At 62.1% G+C, this 15953-nt stretch carries 12 protein-coding genes; 6 read left to right on the top strand and 6 right to left on the bottom strand.

The window, feature by feature from the left end; genetic code table 11:
* Window positions 1-88: 88 nt before the first annotated feature.
* The 3 genes from ASE26_RS00295 to ASE26_RS00305 are packed head-to-tail and all read right to left on the bottom strand — an operon-like array spanning window position 89 to window position 4864.
* On the bottom strand, window positions 89-1618 hold the full coding sequence (locus ASE26_RS00295; RefSeq protein ID WP_156398010.1) for a SpoVR family protein: 1530 nt from the start codon (window positions 1616-1618) through the stop codon (window positions 89-91).
* Window positions 1619-1623: 5 nt separating this feature from the next.
* A complete protein-coding gene (locus tag ASE26_RS00300) occupies window positions 1624-2892 on the bottom strand; it encodes a YeaH/YhbH family protein (protein WP_055930578.1) in 1269 nt (422 codons plus the stop codon).
* Window positions 2893-2941: 49 nt separating this feature from the next.
* Window positions 2942-4864 (bottom strand): PrkA family serine protein kinase, encoded by a 1923-nt coding sequence (locus ASE26_RS00305; RefSeq protein WP_055930581.1) that lies wholly within the window; start codon window positions 4862-4864, stop codon window positions 2942-2944.
* 329 nt (window positions 4865-5193) lie between these two features.
* On the opposite strand from ASE26_RS00305, the gene ASE26_RS00310 reads away from it, so the two are divergent.
* Complete coding sequence (locus tag ASE26_RS00310) at window positions 5194-6207, top strand: adenosine deaminase (RefSeq protein WP_055930584.1); 1014 nt, start codon at window positions 5194-5196, stop codon at window positions 6205-6207.
* A 16-nt stretch (window positions 6208-6223) separates the two neighbouring features.
* Window positions 6224-8749: an ABC transporter permease gene (locus ASE26_RS00315; RefSeq protein ID WP_057245418.1), complete on the top strand. Its 2526-nt coding sequence runs from the start codon at window positions 6224-6226 to the stop codon at window positions 8747-8749.
* Window positions 8750-8755: 6 nt separating this feature from the next.
* On the opposite strand, the gene ASE26_RS00320 is transcribed toward ASE26_RS00315, so the two are convergent.
* Together ASE26_RS00320 and ASE26_RS00325 are read right to left on the bottom strand one after the other, a co-directional pair.
* Window positions 8756-9751, bottom strand: a complete 996-nt coding sequence (locus tag ASE26_RS00320) for a response regulator (protein WP_055930590.1) — start codon at window positions 9749-9751, stop codon at window positions 8756-8758.
* 3 nt (window positions 9752-9754) lie between these two features.
* Complete coding sequence (locus tag ASE26_RS00325) at window positions 9755-10984, bottom strand: sensor histidine kinase KdpD (protein WP_055930594.1); 1230 nt, start codon at window positions 10982-10984, stop codon at window positions 9755-9757.
* A gap of 91 nt (window positions 10985-11075) precedes the next feature.
* Here ASE26_RS00325 and ASE26_RS00330 point away from each other — a divergent pair, with 91 nt between their 5' ends.
* The 4 genes from ASE26_RS00330 to ASE26_RS00345 all read left to right on the top strand — a co-directional run bounded on the left by ASE26_RS00330 (window position 11076) and on the right by ASE26_RS00345 (window position 14067).
* On the top strand, window positions 11076-11468 hold the full coding sequence (locus ASE26_RS00330) for a group II truncated hemoglobin (protein ID WP_055930597.1): 393 nt from the start codon (window positions 11076-11078) through the stop codon (window positions 11466-11468).
* Window positions 11468-12718 carry a DNA recombination protein RmuC gene (locus tag ASE26_RS00335; protein ID WP_057245419.1) on the top strand — a complete coding sequence of 417 codons (1251 nt, stop codon included), beginning with the start codon at window positions 11468-11470 and terminating at the stop codon, window positions 12716-12718. Before ASE26_RS00330 ends, ASE26_RS00335 begins: the two co-directional genes overlap by 1 nt.
* Window positions 12719-12721: 3 nt before the next feature.
* The gene (locus ASE26_RS00340; RefSeq protein WP_055930603.1) at window positions 12722-13057 is read left to right on the top strand and encodes a hypothetical protein; all 336 of its coding nucleotides are present in this window, start codon (window positions 12722-12724) and stop codon (window positions 13055-13057) included.
* Window positions 13058-13125: 68 nt separating this feature from the next.
* Window positions 13126-14067, top strand: coding sequence for a substrate-binding domain-containing protein (locus ASE26_RS00345; protein WP_055930606.1), 942 nt, complete (start codon window positions 13126-13128; stop codon window positions 14065-14067).
* On the opposite strand, the gene glp is transcribed toward ASE26_RS00345, so the two are convergent.
* Window positions 14064-15953 (bottom strand): gephyrin-like molybdotransferase Glp, encoded by a 1890-nt coding sequence (gene glp, locus ASE26_RS00350; RefSeq protein ID WP_055930609.1) that lies wholly within the window; start codon window positions 15951-15953, stop codon window positions 14064-14066. The two genes, ASE26_RS00345 and glp, sit on opposite strands and share 4 nt — an antisense overlap.

Raw genomic sequence — 15953 nt, forward strand, 5'->3', positions numbered from 1 at the left:
ACGAAAGAAAGCTCGCCAACAATGCTGGCGAGGCTAAGGAAATTTGGCGAAGTGTGTTGCTTCGACTTAACTCTGTCAAAAGCGGCGGTCAGATCACCCGGTTGCGCTTCTCGCGCTTGCACTCGATGGTGCTGATCACCTGGCCATCCGGGGAGACCGTATCCAGGTGAACGTCAAATCCCCACAGGCGGGCCACGTGCTTCAGAACCTCGTTGGCCTGCTGGTTGAGGGGACGGCGGTTGTACTGCGTGTGGCGCAGTGTCAGGGCGCGGTCATCGCGGGTATTCACCGACCACACCTGTATATTAGGCTCGCGGTTGCCCAGGTTGTACTGGTCGGCCAGCATTTGCCGCACGTAGCGGTAGCCCAGTTCATCATGGATGGCCGAGACCGCCAGTTTGTCGTTCTTGTCGTCATCCAATACAGCAAAGAAGTGGAACTCGCGGATCAGGCGCGGCGAAAGGTATTGCGCAATGAAGCTTTCATCTTTGAAGTTGCGCATCGCGAAGTCAAGCGTCTTCTTCCAGTCGCTGCCGGCGATATCGGGGAACCATTCGCGGTCTTCCGTGCTGGGGTTCTCGCAGATGCGGCGGATGTCAGACATCATCGCGAACCCCAGCGCATACGGATTGATGCCGTTGTAATAGGGGCTATGCACCGGCGGCTGGTACACCACATTGGTATGGCTCTTCAGGAATTCCATCATGAAGCCATCGCTGACCACGCCCTCGTCGTACAGCTGGTTGAGGATGGTGTAATGCCAGAACGTGGCCCAGCCCTCATTCATGACCTGGGTCTGGCGCTGCGGGTAGAAATACTGGCTGATCTTGCGCACGATGCGCACGATCTCGCGCTGCCATGGCTCCAGCAGCGGGGCGTACTTCTCTATAAAGTACAGCAGGTTTTCTTCCGGCTCGGGCGGGAAGCGCGGCGCCGGCTTGTCGACCGCTTCTTCTTCGCGGCGCGGCACGGTGCGCCACAGCTCGTTGATCTGCGATTGCAGGTAGGCTTCGCGCTCCTTCTGTTTCATCGCTTCCTGCGCCAGCGAGAGCTTGGCCGGCCGCTTGTAGCGGTCGACGCCGTAATTCTGGATCGCGTGGCAAGAGTCGAGCAGCAATTCAATGGCATCGATGCCATGCCGCTGTTCGCACTCGGTAATGTAATTCTTGGCAAACACCATGTAATCGATAATCGCGTCCGCGTCGGTCCAGGTCTTGAACAGGTAGTTGCCCTTGAAGAAAGAATTGTGGCCGTAGGCAGCATGGGCAATCACCAGCGCCTGCATGGTCAGGCTGTTCTCCTCCATCAGATAGGCGATACAGGGATTGGAGTTGATCACAATCTCATAGGCCAGCCCCATCTGCCCGCGCTTGTAGCCTTTTTCCGTGGCAAGAAAGTGCTTGCCGAAAGACCAATGTGCATATGAAACTGGCATGCCGACCGAGGTGTAGGCATCCATCATTTGCTCGGCAGTAATGATCTCCAGCTGGTTCGGATAAGTGTCCAGCCCGAAGTTTTGCGCCACGCGGCGGATTTCCCCGTGCGCCTGCTCGATCAATTCAAACGTCCATTCGGATTGCTCCGGCAGGGCCCGTGGATGCGGGGGGCGCTTGCTCATCTGGTTCATTTTGGCTGCTTCTTGAACAGTTCGCGGAACACCGGGTAAATATCGGCCGGCGTGACTATCTTCTGCATGGCGAAGTGCTGGTGGTATTCGGGAATCTGGGCGTATTGCTCCCACAGGTTCTGCGGCGGGCCGTCGGTGATCTCGACATAGGTGTAGTACTGCACCTTGGGCATGATGGTATTGACCAGCAGTTGCCGGCACAGCACGGAATCGTTGTCCCAGTTGTCGCCGTCGGACGCTTGCGCCACATAGGCGTTCCAGCTGCCGCCGCCAAAGCGCTCGTCGATCACCTTGTTCAGCAGGTGCAGGGCGGAGGAGACCACGGTGCCGCCCGATTCGCGCGAATGGAAGAACTCGTTCTCGTCCACTTCCGACGCTGCCGTATGGTGGCGGATGAACACCACCTCGATCTTGTCGTACACGCGCTTGAGGAAGAGGTAGAGCAGGATGAAGAAGCGCTTGGCGGTATCCTTGCGCTGCTCGTCCATCGAGCCCGACACGTCCATGATGCAGAACATCACGGCCTGGGTCATCGGTTTCGGCACCTTGATGCGGTTGGAATAGCGCAGGTCGAAGGGGTCGATGAAGGGGATGGCCAGCAGCCGCGTGTGCAGGTGGTGGATCAGCTTTTTCAGCTCGATCACTTGCGGATCGTCGAGCGGGGCGCCGGCCACCAGCAATTCCTCCAGTTCGCGTTCGGCCTCGATCAGGCGCTTGCGCGAATTGCCGCCCACGGCGATGCGGCGGCCGAGGGCGCCGCGCAGCGAGCGCAGCACGTGGATATTGGACGGCGTGCCGGACACCGTGTAACCGGCGCGCTGCGGCTTGAACTCGGTGGTTGCCGTGAGCTGGGTCTTGATCATGTGCGGCAGTTCCAGGTCTTCGAAGAAGTAGTTCATGAATTCTTCGCGCGACAATTCGAAGATGAAATCATCTTCGCTGGTCTGGTCGCTGTTGCCTGCGCGGCCGCGGCCGCTGCCCCCGCCGCCTTTGGGGCGGTTGATCAAGTCGCCTTTCTGGTATTCCTCATTGCCGGGGTTGACTACTTCCCAGACGCCGCCATGGGCGTGGCCGAACGAGGGCTCGTTCACGTCCTTGACGGGAATGGATACTTTTTCGCCATTCTCGATGTCGGTGATCGAGCGCCCCTTGATGGCGCGCCCGACGGCATCCTTGATCTGGCCTTTGTAACGCCGCAAAAATCGTTCGCGGTTGACCGCGGACTTGTTCTTGCCCTGCAAACGACGGTCGATGAGGTAAGTCATGTTCCTCCTGCCTGCTTGATTGGCGCGTCCTGATTATCCCACTTCTCTATCAGGACGACTTCCTCACGCGCAGATACCATTCGCACAGCAGCCGCACCTGCTTGGCCGTGTAACCCTTTTCCACCATGCGCGCCACGAAGTCGGCATGCTTGTTGGCGTCCTCGGCGCTGGCCTTGGCGTTGAAGGAAATCACCGGCAGCAGTTCTTCGGTGTTGGAGAACATTTTCTTTTCGATCACGGTGCGGAATTTCTCGTAACTGGTCCAGGCCGGATTCTTGCCGCCGTTATTGGCGCGCGCGCGCAGCCCGAAGTTGACGATCTCATTCCGGAAGTCTTTCGGGTTCGAAATGCCGGCCGGCTTCTCGATTTTCTCCAGTTCGTTGTTCAGCGATTCGCGGTCGAAGCTCTCGCCGGTATCCGGGTCGCGGTATTCCTGGTCCTGGATCCAGAAGTCGGCAAAGGTCACATAGCGGTCGAAGATATTCTGGCCGTATTCGGAGTAGCTCTCGAGGTAGGCAGTCTGGATTTCCTTGCCGATGAATTCGACGTAGCGCTGGGCCAGGTGCTCTTTGATATAGGAGAAGTACTTTTGTTCGGTCTCCGGCGGGAACTGCTCGCGTTCGACCTGCTGTTCCAGCACGTAGAGCAGGTGCACCGGATTGGCCGCCACCTCGGTCGAGTCGAAATTGAAGACCTTGGACAGGATCTTGAAGGCGAAGCGCGTCGACAGCCCGTTCATGCCCTCGTCCACCCCGGCGTAGTCCACGTACTCGTGGATCGACTTGGCTTTCGGGTCGGTATCCTTGAGGTTTTCGCCGTCGTACACCAGCATTTTGCTGAAAATACTCGAGTTTTCCGGCTCTTTCAGGCGCGACAGGATGGCGAACTGCGACATCATGCGCAGCGTGCCCGGGGCGCAAGGCGCCTTGTCGAGCGAAGAATTGTGCAGCAGCTTCTCGTAAATCTTGATTTCGTCGGTGACGCGCAGGCAGTACGGCACCTTCACTATATAGATACGGTCGAGGAATGCCTCGTTATTGCGGTTGTTCTTGAAGCTCTTCCATTCGGACTCGTTCGAGTGCGCCAGGATGATGCCTTCGAACGGAATCGCGCCAAAGCCTTCCGTGCCCTTGTAATTGCCTTCCTGGGTGGCGGTCAGCAAAGGGTGCAGCACCTTGATCGGCGCCTTGAACATCTCGACGAATTCCATCAGGCCCTGGTTGGCCAGGCACAGGCCGCCGGAATAGCTGTAAGCGTCCGGATCGTCCTGGGCATAGTCTTCCAGCTTGCGGATATCGACCTTGCCGACCAGGGAGGAAATGTCCTGGTTGTTCTCGTCGCCCGGCTCGGTCTTGGAAATGGCGGTCTGTTTCAGCACCGAAGGGTAGCGCTTGACCACGCGGAACTGGTTGATATCGCCATTGAATTCATGCAGCCGCTTGACCGCCCATGGCGAAGGGATGTTGCGCAGGTAGCGGCGCGGAATGCCGTAGTCTTCCTCCAGGATGGTGCCGTCTTCCCCCTCGCTGAACAGGCCGAGCGGCGATTCGTTCACCGGCGAGCCTTTCAGGCAGTAGAACGGCACTTCTTCCATCAATTGCTTGAGCTTTTCCGCAATCGAAGACTTGCCGCCGCCGACCGGGCCCAGCAGGTAGAGGATCTGCTTGCGCTCTTCCAGCCCCTGCGCGGCATGGCGGAAGTAGGCGACCACCTGTTCGATGACGTCTTCCATGCCGTAGAACTCGCGGAAGGCGGGATAAATCTTGATGACCTTGTTGGCGAAGATGCGGGACAGGCGCGTATCGTTGCGCGTATCAACCAGGGTCGGTTCGCCAATCGCAGCCAGCATGCGTTCCGCCGCCGAAGCGTAGGTCAGGCGGTCCTTTTTGCAAAGCGCGAGATATTCGGAGAGGGACATTTCCTCTTCCTTGGTGCGCTCGTAGCGTGCTGCGTAGTTGTCAAAAATGGTCATGTGAATGTCCTTTAATGAAAAATCTACTAGTCACATGGTCGGCAGTCGAAGCTATGGGCTGCAGGCCTGCTCAATGCTTTGCCAGCTTGCTTGAGGTGCCAGGGATTGCCCGAGGCTCAGAGCTGGATCATTATTAGCCGGCGGGAGGGATGGTTGCCGGGCTCGAAACGCATCTTACGTTGATGAAATTTATTATTGCTCTAATGGATCTAGAAGTAAAGCCGGTGCTCGTCCCCTCGCGCGTTGGCACCACAGTAGCACGGCTGGCCCGACTCTGCAGCACATGTGAAGTATGATGCACAACACGTCCAAAGCGAGAGAGAACAGACATGACCACCCAAATGCGCTCCATCGTGCAAAACATGCCGAAGGCCGAACTGCACATCCACATCGAAGGCTCGCTGGAGCCGGAACTGATCTTCGCGCTGGCCGAGCGCAATGGCGTCAAATTGGCCTATCCCTCGGTTGAGGCGCTGCGCGCCGCGTATGCCTTCACCAACCTGCAATCCTTCCTCGACATCTACTACGCCGGCGCCAGCGTGCTGCTGAAAGAGCAGGACTTCTACGACATGACCATGGCCTACCTGCAGCGCGCCAAAGCCGACCATGTGCGCCATGCGGAGATTTTTTTTGACCCGCAGACCCACACCGCGCGCGGGGTGCCGATTGGCGATGTAATTCATGGTATCCACCGCGCCTGCGAAGAAGGCCCGATCAGCGCCAAGCTGATCCTGTGCTTCCTGCGCCACCTGAGCGAGGAAGATGCGCTGGCCACGCTGGACGCTGCGCTGCCATACCGCGATCAATTTATTGGCGTCGGCCTCGATTCTTCGGAAGTCGGCCACCCGCCGGAAAAATTTGCGCGCGTGTTTGCGCGCGCCCGCGACCTGGGGCTGCATCTGGTGGCGCATGCCGGCGAAGAAGGCCCGCCAGCCTATATCGAAACCGCGCTCGACCTGCTCAAGGTGGAACGCATCGACCACGGCGTGCGCTGCCTGGAAGATCCGGCGCTGACGCGCCGCCTGGCCGCGCTGCGCATGCCGCTGACCGTCTGCCCGCTGTCCAACACCAAGCTGCGCGTGTTCGACCAGATGAAGGACCATAACCTGCTGGACCTGCTTGACGCGGGCCTGGTGGCGATGGTGAATTCAGACGATCCGGCCTACTTCGGCGGCTATATGAACGACAACTTCGTCGCCCTGTTCGACGCCCTGCCGCTCGGCCTGGCGCATGCGCACCAGCTGGCGCGCAACAGTTTCGAAGCGGCTTTCCTGCCGGCGGACGAAAAGCAGAAGTTGCTGGATGAGGTGGATAGCTACTTCTCTGCCTTCAACGTGGTTTAACCTGGCCTGACAATCAATGTTTCGACAAGCCCTGAGGATGACGGTGCGCGACTGGCGCGCCGGGCAATTGCGCTTCCTGCTGGTTGCGCTGGTGGTGGCGGTGGCGGCGCTCGCGGCCGCCGGCTTCTTCATCGATCGCCTGCGCAGCGGGCTGAACCGCGATGCGCACCAGTTGCTGGGCGCCGACCTGGTGGTGGTGGCCGATAATCCGGTGCCTGCGGCCTGGCGCGACGAAGCACGGAAGCGCGGCCTGCTGGTGGCCGATACGCTGGCCTTTCCCAGCATGGCACAGGCCGGGCAGGGCGATACCGCCCGCTCCGTGCTGGTAACGCTGAAAGCCGTCAGCCCGGGCTATCCGCTGCGCGGCCGCGTCAAGGTCAATACCGATATTGCGCAGGCCAATGAAAGCATCGGCAGCCCGGCGCCTGCCGCGCCGCAACCGGGCACGATCTGGATCGACCCGGCGCTGGCGGCTGCGCTGGACGTCGCCGTGGGCGGCACGGTGCAGCTGGGCGACCAGCAGTTCCGCGTGACGCAGCTGATTGCCGCGGAACCGGATCGGGGCGGTGGCTTCATCAACTTCGCGCCGCGCGTTTTCCTTGCCCTGTCCGATATGCCCGCCACGAATCTGGTGCAGGAAGGTTCGCGCGTCGGCTACCGGCTGCTGGTGGCAGGACCCGGCGCCAGCTCCAAGCCGACGCAGGAATACGGCGAATGGCTCAAAGCCCTGCTCAAAAAGGATAACGTGCGCGGCGTGCGCCTTGAATCGCTGGAAGAAGGGCGCCCTGAAATGAGCGCCACGCTCGACCGCGCGGACCGTTTCCTGTCGCTGGTCGGCCTGCTGTCGGCCATGCTGGCTGCCGTGGCGGTGGCGATGGCGGCACGCCGCTTCATGCAGCGCCATCTCGATTCCTGCGCCATGCTGCGCTGCCTGGGGCTGACGCAAAACCAGGTGACGGTGATCTACCTCGTTGAATTCCTGCTGGTCGGCCTGGCCGGCAGCCTGCTCGGCGTACTGCTCGGCTTTGGCGCCCACTACGTGCTGCTGCAACTGCTTGGCAGCCTGGTGGCCGCCGATATTCCGGCGCCGAGCTTCCTGCCGGCGCTGCAAGGCCTGGCTACCGGCATGATCCTGCTGGCCGGCTTCGCGCTGCCGCCGATCCTGCAATTGCGCAACGTGCCGCACAACCGCGTCATCCGCCGCGAAGCGGCCGCCCCCAAGCCGGCTGCACTGGCGACTTATGGCCTTGGCATCGCAGCTTTCGGCGCGCTGCTGCTGTGGCAATCGAATGACGTCAAGCTGGCCGGCATGACCGGCGGCGGCTTCCTGCTTGGCTGCGCCGTGTTCGCGCTGGTGGGCTGGCTTGGACTGCAGGCCTTGCGTCCGCTGCGCAACGCGTTTTCGCACCACTCGTGGCGCTTCGCTGTCACCTCGCTGCGCCGCCGTCCCGGCGCCACCGTGGTGCAGGTGGTGTCGCTGTCGCTCGGCCTGATGGCGTTGCTGCTGCTGACCGTGGTGCGCGGCGATTTGATGTCGGCCTGGCGCAATACCATGCCGCCGGATGCGCCGAACCGCTTCATCATCAACATCCAGCCGGAGCAGAAGGACGCCATCGCTGCGCGCCTGAAAGGAGCCGGGGTGAAGGACGTGCCGCTGTTCCCGATGATACGCGGCCGCCTGGTGGCGGTGAATGGCAAGGCTATCACCAGCGAGAGCTACACCGACGAGCGCGCGAAAGGGCTGGCCGAACGCGAGTTCAACCTGTCGACCATGACCGAGCTCCCGTCCCAGAACCGGGTCACCTCCGGTAAATGGGAAATGCGCGGCAGCGCGGGCGAAGCTTCGGTCGAGGAAGGCATCGCCAGGACGCTGGGCCTGAAGCTGGGCGACACGATGCGTTTCGATATCGCCGGCTCGCCGGTGGAGGCAAAGGTTACCAGCCTGCGCAAGCTGGAATGGGGCTCGATGCGGGTGAACTTCTTCGTCATCATCAATCCCGCCGTAATGGCCGACACGCCGCAAACCTGGATTACGTCCTACCACTTGCCGAAGGAAGCCCTGGTGGCCGGCAATGCGCTGTCGCGTGAATTCCCCAACCTGACCATTATTGACGTGGGCGGCATCCTGCGCCAGGTGCAATCGGTGCTGGACCAGGTGATCCAGGCGGTGGAATTCCTGTTTGCCTTCACCCTGTTGTCCGGCGTGCTGGTACTGTATGCCGCCTTGATGGGCTCGCAGGACGAACGGCGCCGCGAGGCCGGCCTGCTGCGCGCCCTTGGCGCCACCCGCCGCCAGCTGTCGCAAGCGCAACTGATCGAGTTCATGCTGGTCGGGGGCCTGGGCGGCCTGCTGGCCGCCACCGGGGCAGGGATGATGGGATGGGGCCTGGCGACTTACCAGTTCAAGTTCGCCTGGACTTTCAGTCCCTGGGTCTGGCTGGCAGGCTTGCTGGCAGGTGCAGCGTGCGCCGCGGTCGGCGGCTCGCTTGGCCTGCGCAATGTGCTGAATCACCCCCCCCTGCAGACGCTGCGGGAGGCTTGATGGGGATTACGCCGCCAGCGGCGGCGTATGCTGGCGCAGGAATTCTGCGTAAGGGGTAGGCTGGATATCGAGCAGGGCAGGCTCGATTTCGAACAGGGCCCAGTAATAGGTTTCCAGCCCCTTGCACACCTGCGGCGCCTTGCAGTAGCGGTGCCAATGCTGGCCCACCTCGTCCGAATACATGCCATCGGGCGGAAAGAAGGGCAGCATGCGCTTTTCTTCCAGTGCCTCCACCAGCGATTGCGGGGCGCCGCTGTCGCGAGCCATTTCCACCTGGGATTCGTAACCGCGCGCCGTCTCCACCACCATCAGCTGCGCCGAGCCGTCAGCCTTGAAGAACAGGATGCCGCTCGGGCTGGGGAATGGGTAATGTTCGACGAAGCCGTGCTCCTGGTACAGCTGCTGCACTACCCTGGCCAGCGCGCCGCAACGCAGGAAGCTGAATTCGTGCAGCACCAGCATGTCCAGCAGGGTTTCCGACTGCTCCTGGAAGAACGCCTTCTGCAGCGCCGCCACTTCTTCTTCCAGCCGGTCCAGCGCATCGTCTGCGCTTTTCTTGATATAGCGGTCGATCAGGCCGCGGTTGAAGGCATCCACCGCGATCTTTTCATCGGCCTGGCCTGTGAACAGGATCTTCTTGCAGGGCAGGTGCTGGATCGCCTGGCAGAACGCCACGCCATTCATTTGCGGCATCGAATAGTCGACCACCAGCACCGAGGGAATGGAAAAACGCCGGGGCTGGCCGGAAATCCGGTAGATCCGCTCCAGGTCCACTGCCACATTGCGCTGCTCCGCCGACTGGTTAGGATTGTCGAAATCGACCTGCAGCGGCAGTTCGCTGCTTTGGGCATTGGCCTTGAACCATTCCAGCGCCTGCAGCGGGTCATGGAAGCATACGCTGGCCTGCATAGGATCGAGCTGGAATACCAGGCTATGGAGGAAGGTATCGCTGTCGTCCACCAGGACGGTCATGGTTGGGTGGGCGTAAACGGGCAGTTTCATGGTTCAACGGCTTGCTTTTAAGGGGAATTCGAGCACAAAGATAGCATATGCGTGCTCGCGTGAGACACAATGCAGTTTCGCTTGCCAAGCTTGCATCACCTGGCGGCATAAAGCCAGGCCGATGCCGGCGCCATTATGCTCTGGATATGTGAAGAAGCGTTGGAAAATCATCGGCAGGTGGTGCGGTGCGATACCGCAGCCGGTATCGATCACCAGAACGCGCGGCACCGGCCGGGCGCCGTCGATCACGATCCTGACCCGGCCTTTGCCGGCGCGCTGCACCGCCTGCATCGCATTGCGCAGGAGGTTCAGCAGCAGCATGATGGCCAGTTCGTTCTGGCCGCCGAAGCGGAAATCGCTGCGCACCTGCAGCGCCACCAGCTGGCGCTGGACCTCGCCCGTGAAAGGATAGCGGCGCAGCGCCGATTCGACCGTATCGAGCATGGACACGGTTTCGTGCGCGTCCAGCTTTTGCCGTACTGCCTGCGCGCTAAGCAGGAACAGGTCGATCATATGATTCATGTGGCGCACCTCGTACTGCATGCGCCCGAGTGCCTGGCGCATTACCGGATTGTCCTGCCCGGCGCGCTGCTGCATGCGCGACAGGCCGCGCACGTTGGCATCGAGGCTGGCCAGCGGCGTACGCATTTCATGCGCCACGGCGCCCAGGCCTTCGCCCAGGCCTTCCAGCTTTTCTTCTTCCAGCGCTTTCCGGCTTTGCGAGAAGACCCACATCCAGCCGGCCAGGAACAACTGCACGGGCAGCAATTGCAGCACTTCCGTGGAAACGAGCACGTCGCCGGCACCCAGCGCGATTGCCAGCAGCATGGCGCTGGATATGCCGATGGCGCCGGCACGCAGCGCGAGGTGGAAGTCGAAATGGAACAGCGCAACCAGCATCACCAGCATCACCTGCGACCAGGTCACGTTGGCGTGGTTCATCAGGAACATGAAGGTGCAGAAAAAGGGCAGCTCGTAGGTCACCAGCACCAGGGTGTAGCGATCGCGCAGCCGCGGCGGCAGGCGGCGTGCCAGCAGGCCGCCGATCCCGAGCGCAGTGCCAATCATGCGCGCCGCCAGGTTTTCATAAGGCTGCGGCACCAGCCAGCCGAAAATCGCGTAATACAGTGGAAAGCAGGTGATTCCGAGCCAGCTTAACGCAGCCAGGCGCAGGTCGGCGATTTCCTCGGCACTGCGGGCACGCAGGCGGGTTCGGATAAGGCGTCGGATCATCTGGCAATGATGGCGGTTTGTTGGCGCATTTTGCGCAGAATCAACACTATGCTTGATCCACATCAATACGTCCATGCGCTATCATTGCTTTATGAATGATGAAGCACGCACCCTTTACGAAGTCATCGGCGGTGAAACCATGCTGCGCGCGATGGTTGACCGTTTTTACGACCTGATGGAACTGGAGCCGGAGTTCGCCGGCATCCGCGCCATGCATCCGGCCAGCACCGACGGCTCGCGCGACAAGCTGTTCTGGTTCCTCAGCGGCTGGATGGGCGGTCCGGACCTGTTTATCGAACGCTTCGGCCACCCGCGCCTGCGCGCACGCCACCTGCCTTTCGCAGTCGGCTCCAGTGAGCGCGACCAATGGCTGCGCTGCATGGCGTGGGCGATGCAGGATGTCGGCATCGAAGAAGACCTGCGTTTGCGGCTGATGGAGTCGTTCTACCAGACCGCGGACTGGATGCGGAACAAGGCCGATTGATGGAGTTGACCATCCTGCTGGCGCTGGCCGCCGTCATCTTCGTGCTGCAAATTGTTGCGCTGCTGCGTAGCCGCGGCGGCGATGTTGCCGACCAATTGGACCGGGTCGAGCGTGAAGTGCGGCTGCAGTTGCAGGCTACCGCGCAGGCGCAGCGCCAGGAAATGGGCAATATGCTGTCGCAGTCGCACGCTGCCACCGTGCAGCAGCTGGAAACCATGCGCCGCCAGATCGAGGTCCTGACCGAATCGAATACGCGCCGCCTGCTGGAGGTGCGTGTGGCGCTGGAGACCAGGATGCGCGAGCTGCAGGCCGATAACGGCGCGCGGCTGGAGGAAATGCGCAAGACGGTCGACGAAAAACTGCATGAAACGCTGGAGACGCGCCTGACCGAATCGTTCCGCCAGGTGTCCGAACGCCTGGAGCGCGTGCACCAGGGCCTGGGCGAAATGCAGCAGCTGGCGCTGGGGGTGGGCGATTTGAAGCGCGTACTGACCAACGTGAAGACGCGCGGCACCTGGGGCGAAGTACAGCTGGAAATGCTGCTCGAGCAAATCCTCACGCCGGATCAATACGCCAAGAACGTCGAGACCATACCCGGCACCAATGCCCGCGTCGAATTCGCGCTCAAGCTGCCAGGCCAGAAAGAGGGCGGGGCGCCGGTGTGGATGCCGATCGATGCCAAGTTCCCGAAAGAACAGTACGAACGCCTGCTGGAGGCGGCCGACCGCGCCGACGCCGAAGGCGTAGCCGCCGCTGGCCGCGAGCTGGAACGCGCTGTGCGCGGCGAGGCGAAGACGATCTCTGAAAAATACGTCTCGCCGCCGATGACGACCGACTTTGCCATCCTGTTCCTGCCGACCGAAGGCTTGTACGCGGAAGTGATGCGCCGCCCTGGCCTGGCAGATGAACTGCAGCGCGTGAACCGCGTCAGCATCGCCGGTCCTTCCACGCTGACTGCGCTGCTGAACAGCCTGCAAATGGGCTTTCGCACGCTGGCGCTGGAAAAACGCTCGTCCGAAGTATGGCAAGTGCTGGGCGCCGTGAAGACCGAATTCGCGAAATTCGGCGACGTGCTTGCCGCGACCAAGACCACGCTGGAACGCGCCGCGCGCAATATCGAAAATGCCGAAGTTCGCAGCCGCCAGATGGCCCGTAAGCTGAAATCCGTCGAAGCGCTGCCCCCTGAAGAAGCCTTGCTCATGCTGGGCGCGGCGGACAACAGTGACGCAGACGCCGACAGCCCCATCTGAGTGATGAAAGCAGCCGCCCGCCTCGCGTTAGCACTGCTGTTGCCAGCTTCAGTCGGCGCGTGGGGCGGCGAACCTGAACTCCAGGCCGCAAAGCCGGCCCTGCGCGCACCCCTTGATTTAGCCCCCGCACGCGACAGTTTCGGCCGTCCGCTAGGCGCCCCGCGCCAGCAAACAGCAGTGGCGCGCGCCATGGACGAAGCGTGGAAGAAGGGCGCGTCCGAGGCCAACCTGAAAGCCTGGTCCGACGTCCTGGTCAAGTGCCAGCAAGCCACCAACCCCGCCTGGACCACCGCCCTGGTGCGCAGCGAGCCGCAGCAGGCGCACTGCTACCGTTACTGAATCGGGTGGAGATCGGATGTGGCTGAAGGCGCTCCCTGGCGCATGGCAGGGGGTAAGATAGTGAGATCATGAAAAAATGGATCTTGCTCCTGCTGAGTTATATCGCTCTGGCGGCGTGCCCGGTATCGGCCAAGGACCTGGATGTCGTCTTCATCCCCAAGTCGCGCGACCAGGTTTTCTGGACTTTCATGCGACAGGGAGTCGAGCGCGCGATGCGGGAGGACGGGCATGTTCAATTGACCTGGCGCGGCCCGGCGCACAACGACGACGTCGACTCGCAGATCGAGATCCTGCGCATCTATTCCAGAGTGGGCGTCGACGCTGTCATCATCGCCGCGACCGATCGCAGCCGCCTGGTGGCGCCGGTCGAATATGCTGCTGCGCTAGGGATCAAGGTGATTGCCGTGGATTCCGCATTGGACGGTAAGGCGCACACCAACTTCATCACCACCAACAATTTTGCGGCAGGCAGGCTGGCGGCCGAACGCCTGGCCGGCCTGCTGAACCGGCAGGGCAGTGTGGCGATCTTGCGCACCATCGAAGGCAGCGGATCCACGGAAGAGCGGGCCGAGGGCTTTATCGATTACATGAAGAAGAACGCACCGCGTATCAACATCGTGGCCGACGAATATGGCGGCGGCACACGCGGCAAAGCGGCGCGCGGCGCAGCGCTGATGCTGGAGAAACACCCTGGTCTTGACGGCATATTCGCCGTCAATGAATCGACCAGCGACGGCATGCTGCGGGCGCTGCGGCAAGCGGGTTTTGCCGGAAAGAAGAGATTCGTCGCATTCGACACCACCGACTTCCTGCTGGATGGATTGAGCAAGCAGGAAATCAACGGCTTGATGGTGCAGGACCCGCGCCAGATGGGCTATCTCTCCATGAAAGCGGCGCTGGCGGCTGCGCGGGGCGCGGCCATGAAAGACCAGACCATCCTGACCGATGCCGTCATGGTCACCCGCGACAACTACGGGAAACCGGAGATCCAGGCATTGCTGGTCCCCTAAACCAGACCGTCGAAAATGATCACGTCGACCAGGTCGCCCTCGGCCACATTGCCTTGCTCGTCGTGCAGTACCACCATGCAGTTCGCTTCCGACATCGAGCGCAGGATGCCGGAGCCTTGCGAACCGGTGATGCGCACTTCGCGCGTGCCGTCCATTGCGGTGACAATGATGCCGCGCTGGTATTCGGTGCGGCCGGGCTTCTTGCGGATCGGCTGGGCGGAGCGCACCCGCAGCAACTGGTCGCCAGGCGAGTCCGCACCCATCATGCGCAGCAGGGCGTGGCGGGCGAAGAAATAGAAGGTAACCATCACTGCCACCGGATTGCCCGGCAGGCCGAACAGATAAGCGCTGTGGCCGTTGGAGCGGATGCGGCCGAAAGCCATCGGGCGGCCGGGGCGCATGCCGATCTTCCAGAAGTGCACGTCGCCCAGCGTGGCCATGACCTGCCTGGTGTAATCGGCCGCGCCAACGGACACGCCGCCGGAAGTGATCACGGCATCGGCGCACTCGCAGGCTGTGCGCAAGGCTTCTTCGAGCGATGCCGCGTCATCTTTCACGATGCCCATGTCGACGATATCGCAGCCAAGCCGCTGCAGCATGCCGAACAGGGTGTAGCGGTTGCTGTCGTAGACGCAGCCCTCTGCCAGCGGCTCGCCGATCGAGCGCAATTCGTCGCCGGTGGAAAAGAAGGCCACGCGCAGGCGGCGCTGCACCGGCACCTCGGCCAGGCCGAGCGAAGCGAGCAGGCCCAGGTCGGCCGGGCGCAGCACCTTGCCTTGCCGCAGGGCTGGCGTGCCGGCGGCCAGGTCTTCACCCTTGAAGCGGCGGTTGTCGCCGGTGCGCACGGTGTTTGCCGCAATTGTCACGGCGACGTCGCTCAGGTCGGCCGCCAGTTCCTGCGGCAGCACCGTGTCGCAGCCCTCGGGCATGACGCCGCCGGTCATGATGCGCACGCATTCGCCAGGTCCGGGCTTCAAGGCGGACGGCCGGCCGGCGTAGGCGGTGCCGATCACCTTCAGCGTGGTATTGCCGTCGGCTTTCAGCTGGGTGCCGGCAAAGGCGAAACCGTCCATGGCGGAGTTGTCGTGCGCCGGCACGTTGATCGGTGAAATCACGTCCGCCGCCAGTACGCGGTCCAGGGCACTGCGCAGCGCGACTTTCTCGATGCCGCGCAGCGGCTGGATGAAGTCGCGGATGATGCGCTGCGCGGTGCGCACCGGCAGCGCGTCCGGATCGTAACCGGACAGGCAGCTGGCCACGTCTTTCAGCGAAGGGTTGGCGGCGGCATCTTCCTCATTCTGCAATTCGGCCAGCGTATTGATGTTGCGGAAGGCCGCAGCGTCGTTGAACAGCACTTCGGCCACCTTGATCGACTTGTACCAGCCATCCATCTTGCGCGAGCCGGACTGCAGGTAGTCGTCCAGCGCGGGCAGGGCGCTCTTGCGTACCAGGCAGAATACGGGATGCAGTTGCGTGCGTGTTTTGCCGTCTTCGCCGGTTTCCAGCGTCGACGCCACGGCGAGGTCGGCGCCTTGCGCATTCAGTGCGTCGTACAGGCGCTGCGCCAGGTCCGCCGGCAGGAAGGGGGAGTCGCATGGGGCTGTCAGCAGCAGGTCGGTCGCGCAATGGCGCAGTCCGGTTTGCAGTCCGGCCAGCGGGCCTTCGTAGCCTTCCAGTTCGTCCGGCAGCACTTCCACGCCAAGTGCACTGTAGGCGCCGAGGTTGCGGTTGGCGTTGATGGTCACGCTGGCTACTTGGGGCGCAAGCCGCTGCAGCACCTGGGAGGCAAGCGTGCCGCCGCGGAACGGCTGCAAGCCCTTGTCGACGCGGCCCATGCGGGTGCCGCGTCCGCCTGCCAGGATCAATGCACTGATGTTTTGTCCCAT

The sequence above is a fragment of the Duganella sp. Root198D2 genome (assembly GCF_001428585.1).
Taxonomy (GTDB): Bacteria; Pseudomonadota; Gammaproteobacteria; order Burkholderiales; family Burkholderiaceae_D; genus Rugamonas.

What these genes read in the sequence shown, in the direction of transcription:
- ASE26_RS00295 (WP_156398010.1), bottom strand. Translation starts at nt 1,618, where the DNA reads ATGAGCAAGCGCCCCCCGCATCCACGGGCCCTGCCGGAGCAATCCGAA.
- ASE26_RS00300 (WP_055930578.1), bottom strand. Translation starts at nt 2,892, where the DNA reads ATGACTTACCTCATCGACCGTCGTTTGCAGGGCAAGAACAAGTCCGCG.
- ASE26_RS00305 (WP_055930581.1), bottom strand. Translation starts at nt 4,864, where the DNA reads ATGACCATTTTTGACAACTACGCAGCACGCTACGAGCGCACCAAGGAA.
- ASE26_RS00310 (WP_055930584.1), top strand. Translation starts at nt 5,194, where the DNA reads ATGACCACCCAAATGCGCTCCATCGTGCAAAACATGCCGAAGGCCGAA.
- ASE26_RS00315 (WP_057245418.1), top strand. Translation starts at nt 6,224, where the DNA reads ATGTTTCGACAAGCCCTGAGGATGACGGTGCGCGACTGGCGCGCCGGG.
- ASE26_RS00320 (WP_055930590.1), bottom strand. Translation starts at nt 9,751, where the DNA reads ATGAAACTGCCCGTTTACGCCCACCCAACCATGACCGTCCTGGTGGAC.
- ASE26_RS00325 (WP_055930594.1), bottom strand. Translation starts at nt 10,984, where the DNA reads ATGATCCGACGCCTTATCCGAACCCGCCTGCGTGCCCGCAGTGCCGAG.
- ASE26_RS00330 (WP_055930597.1), top strand. Translation starts at nt 11,076, where the DNA reads ATGAATGATGAAGCACGCACCCTTTACGAAGTCATCGGCGGTGAAACC.
- ASE26_RS00335 (WP_057245419.1), top strand. Translation starts at nt 11,468, where the DNA reads ATGGAGTTGACCATCCTGCTGGCGCTGGCCGCCGTCATCTTCGTGCTG.
- ASE26_RS00340 (WP_055930603.1), top strand. Translation starts at nt 12,722, where the DNA reads ATGAAAGCAGCCGCCCGCCTCGCGTTAGCACTGCTGTTGCCAGCTTCA.
- ASE26_RS00345 (WP_055930606.1), top strand. Translation starts at nt 13,126, where the DNA reads ATGAAAAAATGGATCTTGCTCCTGCTGAGTTATATCGCTCTGGCGGCG.
- glp (WP_055930609.1), bottom strand. Translation starts at nt 15,953, where the DNA reads ATGGGACAAAACATCAGTGCATTGATCCTGGCAGGCGGACGCGGCACC.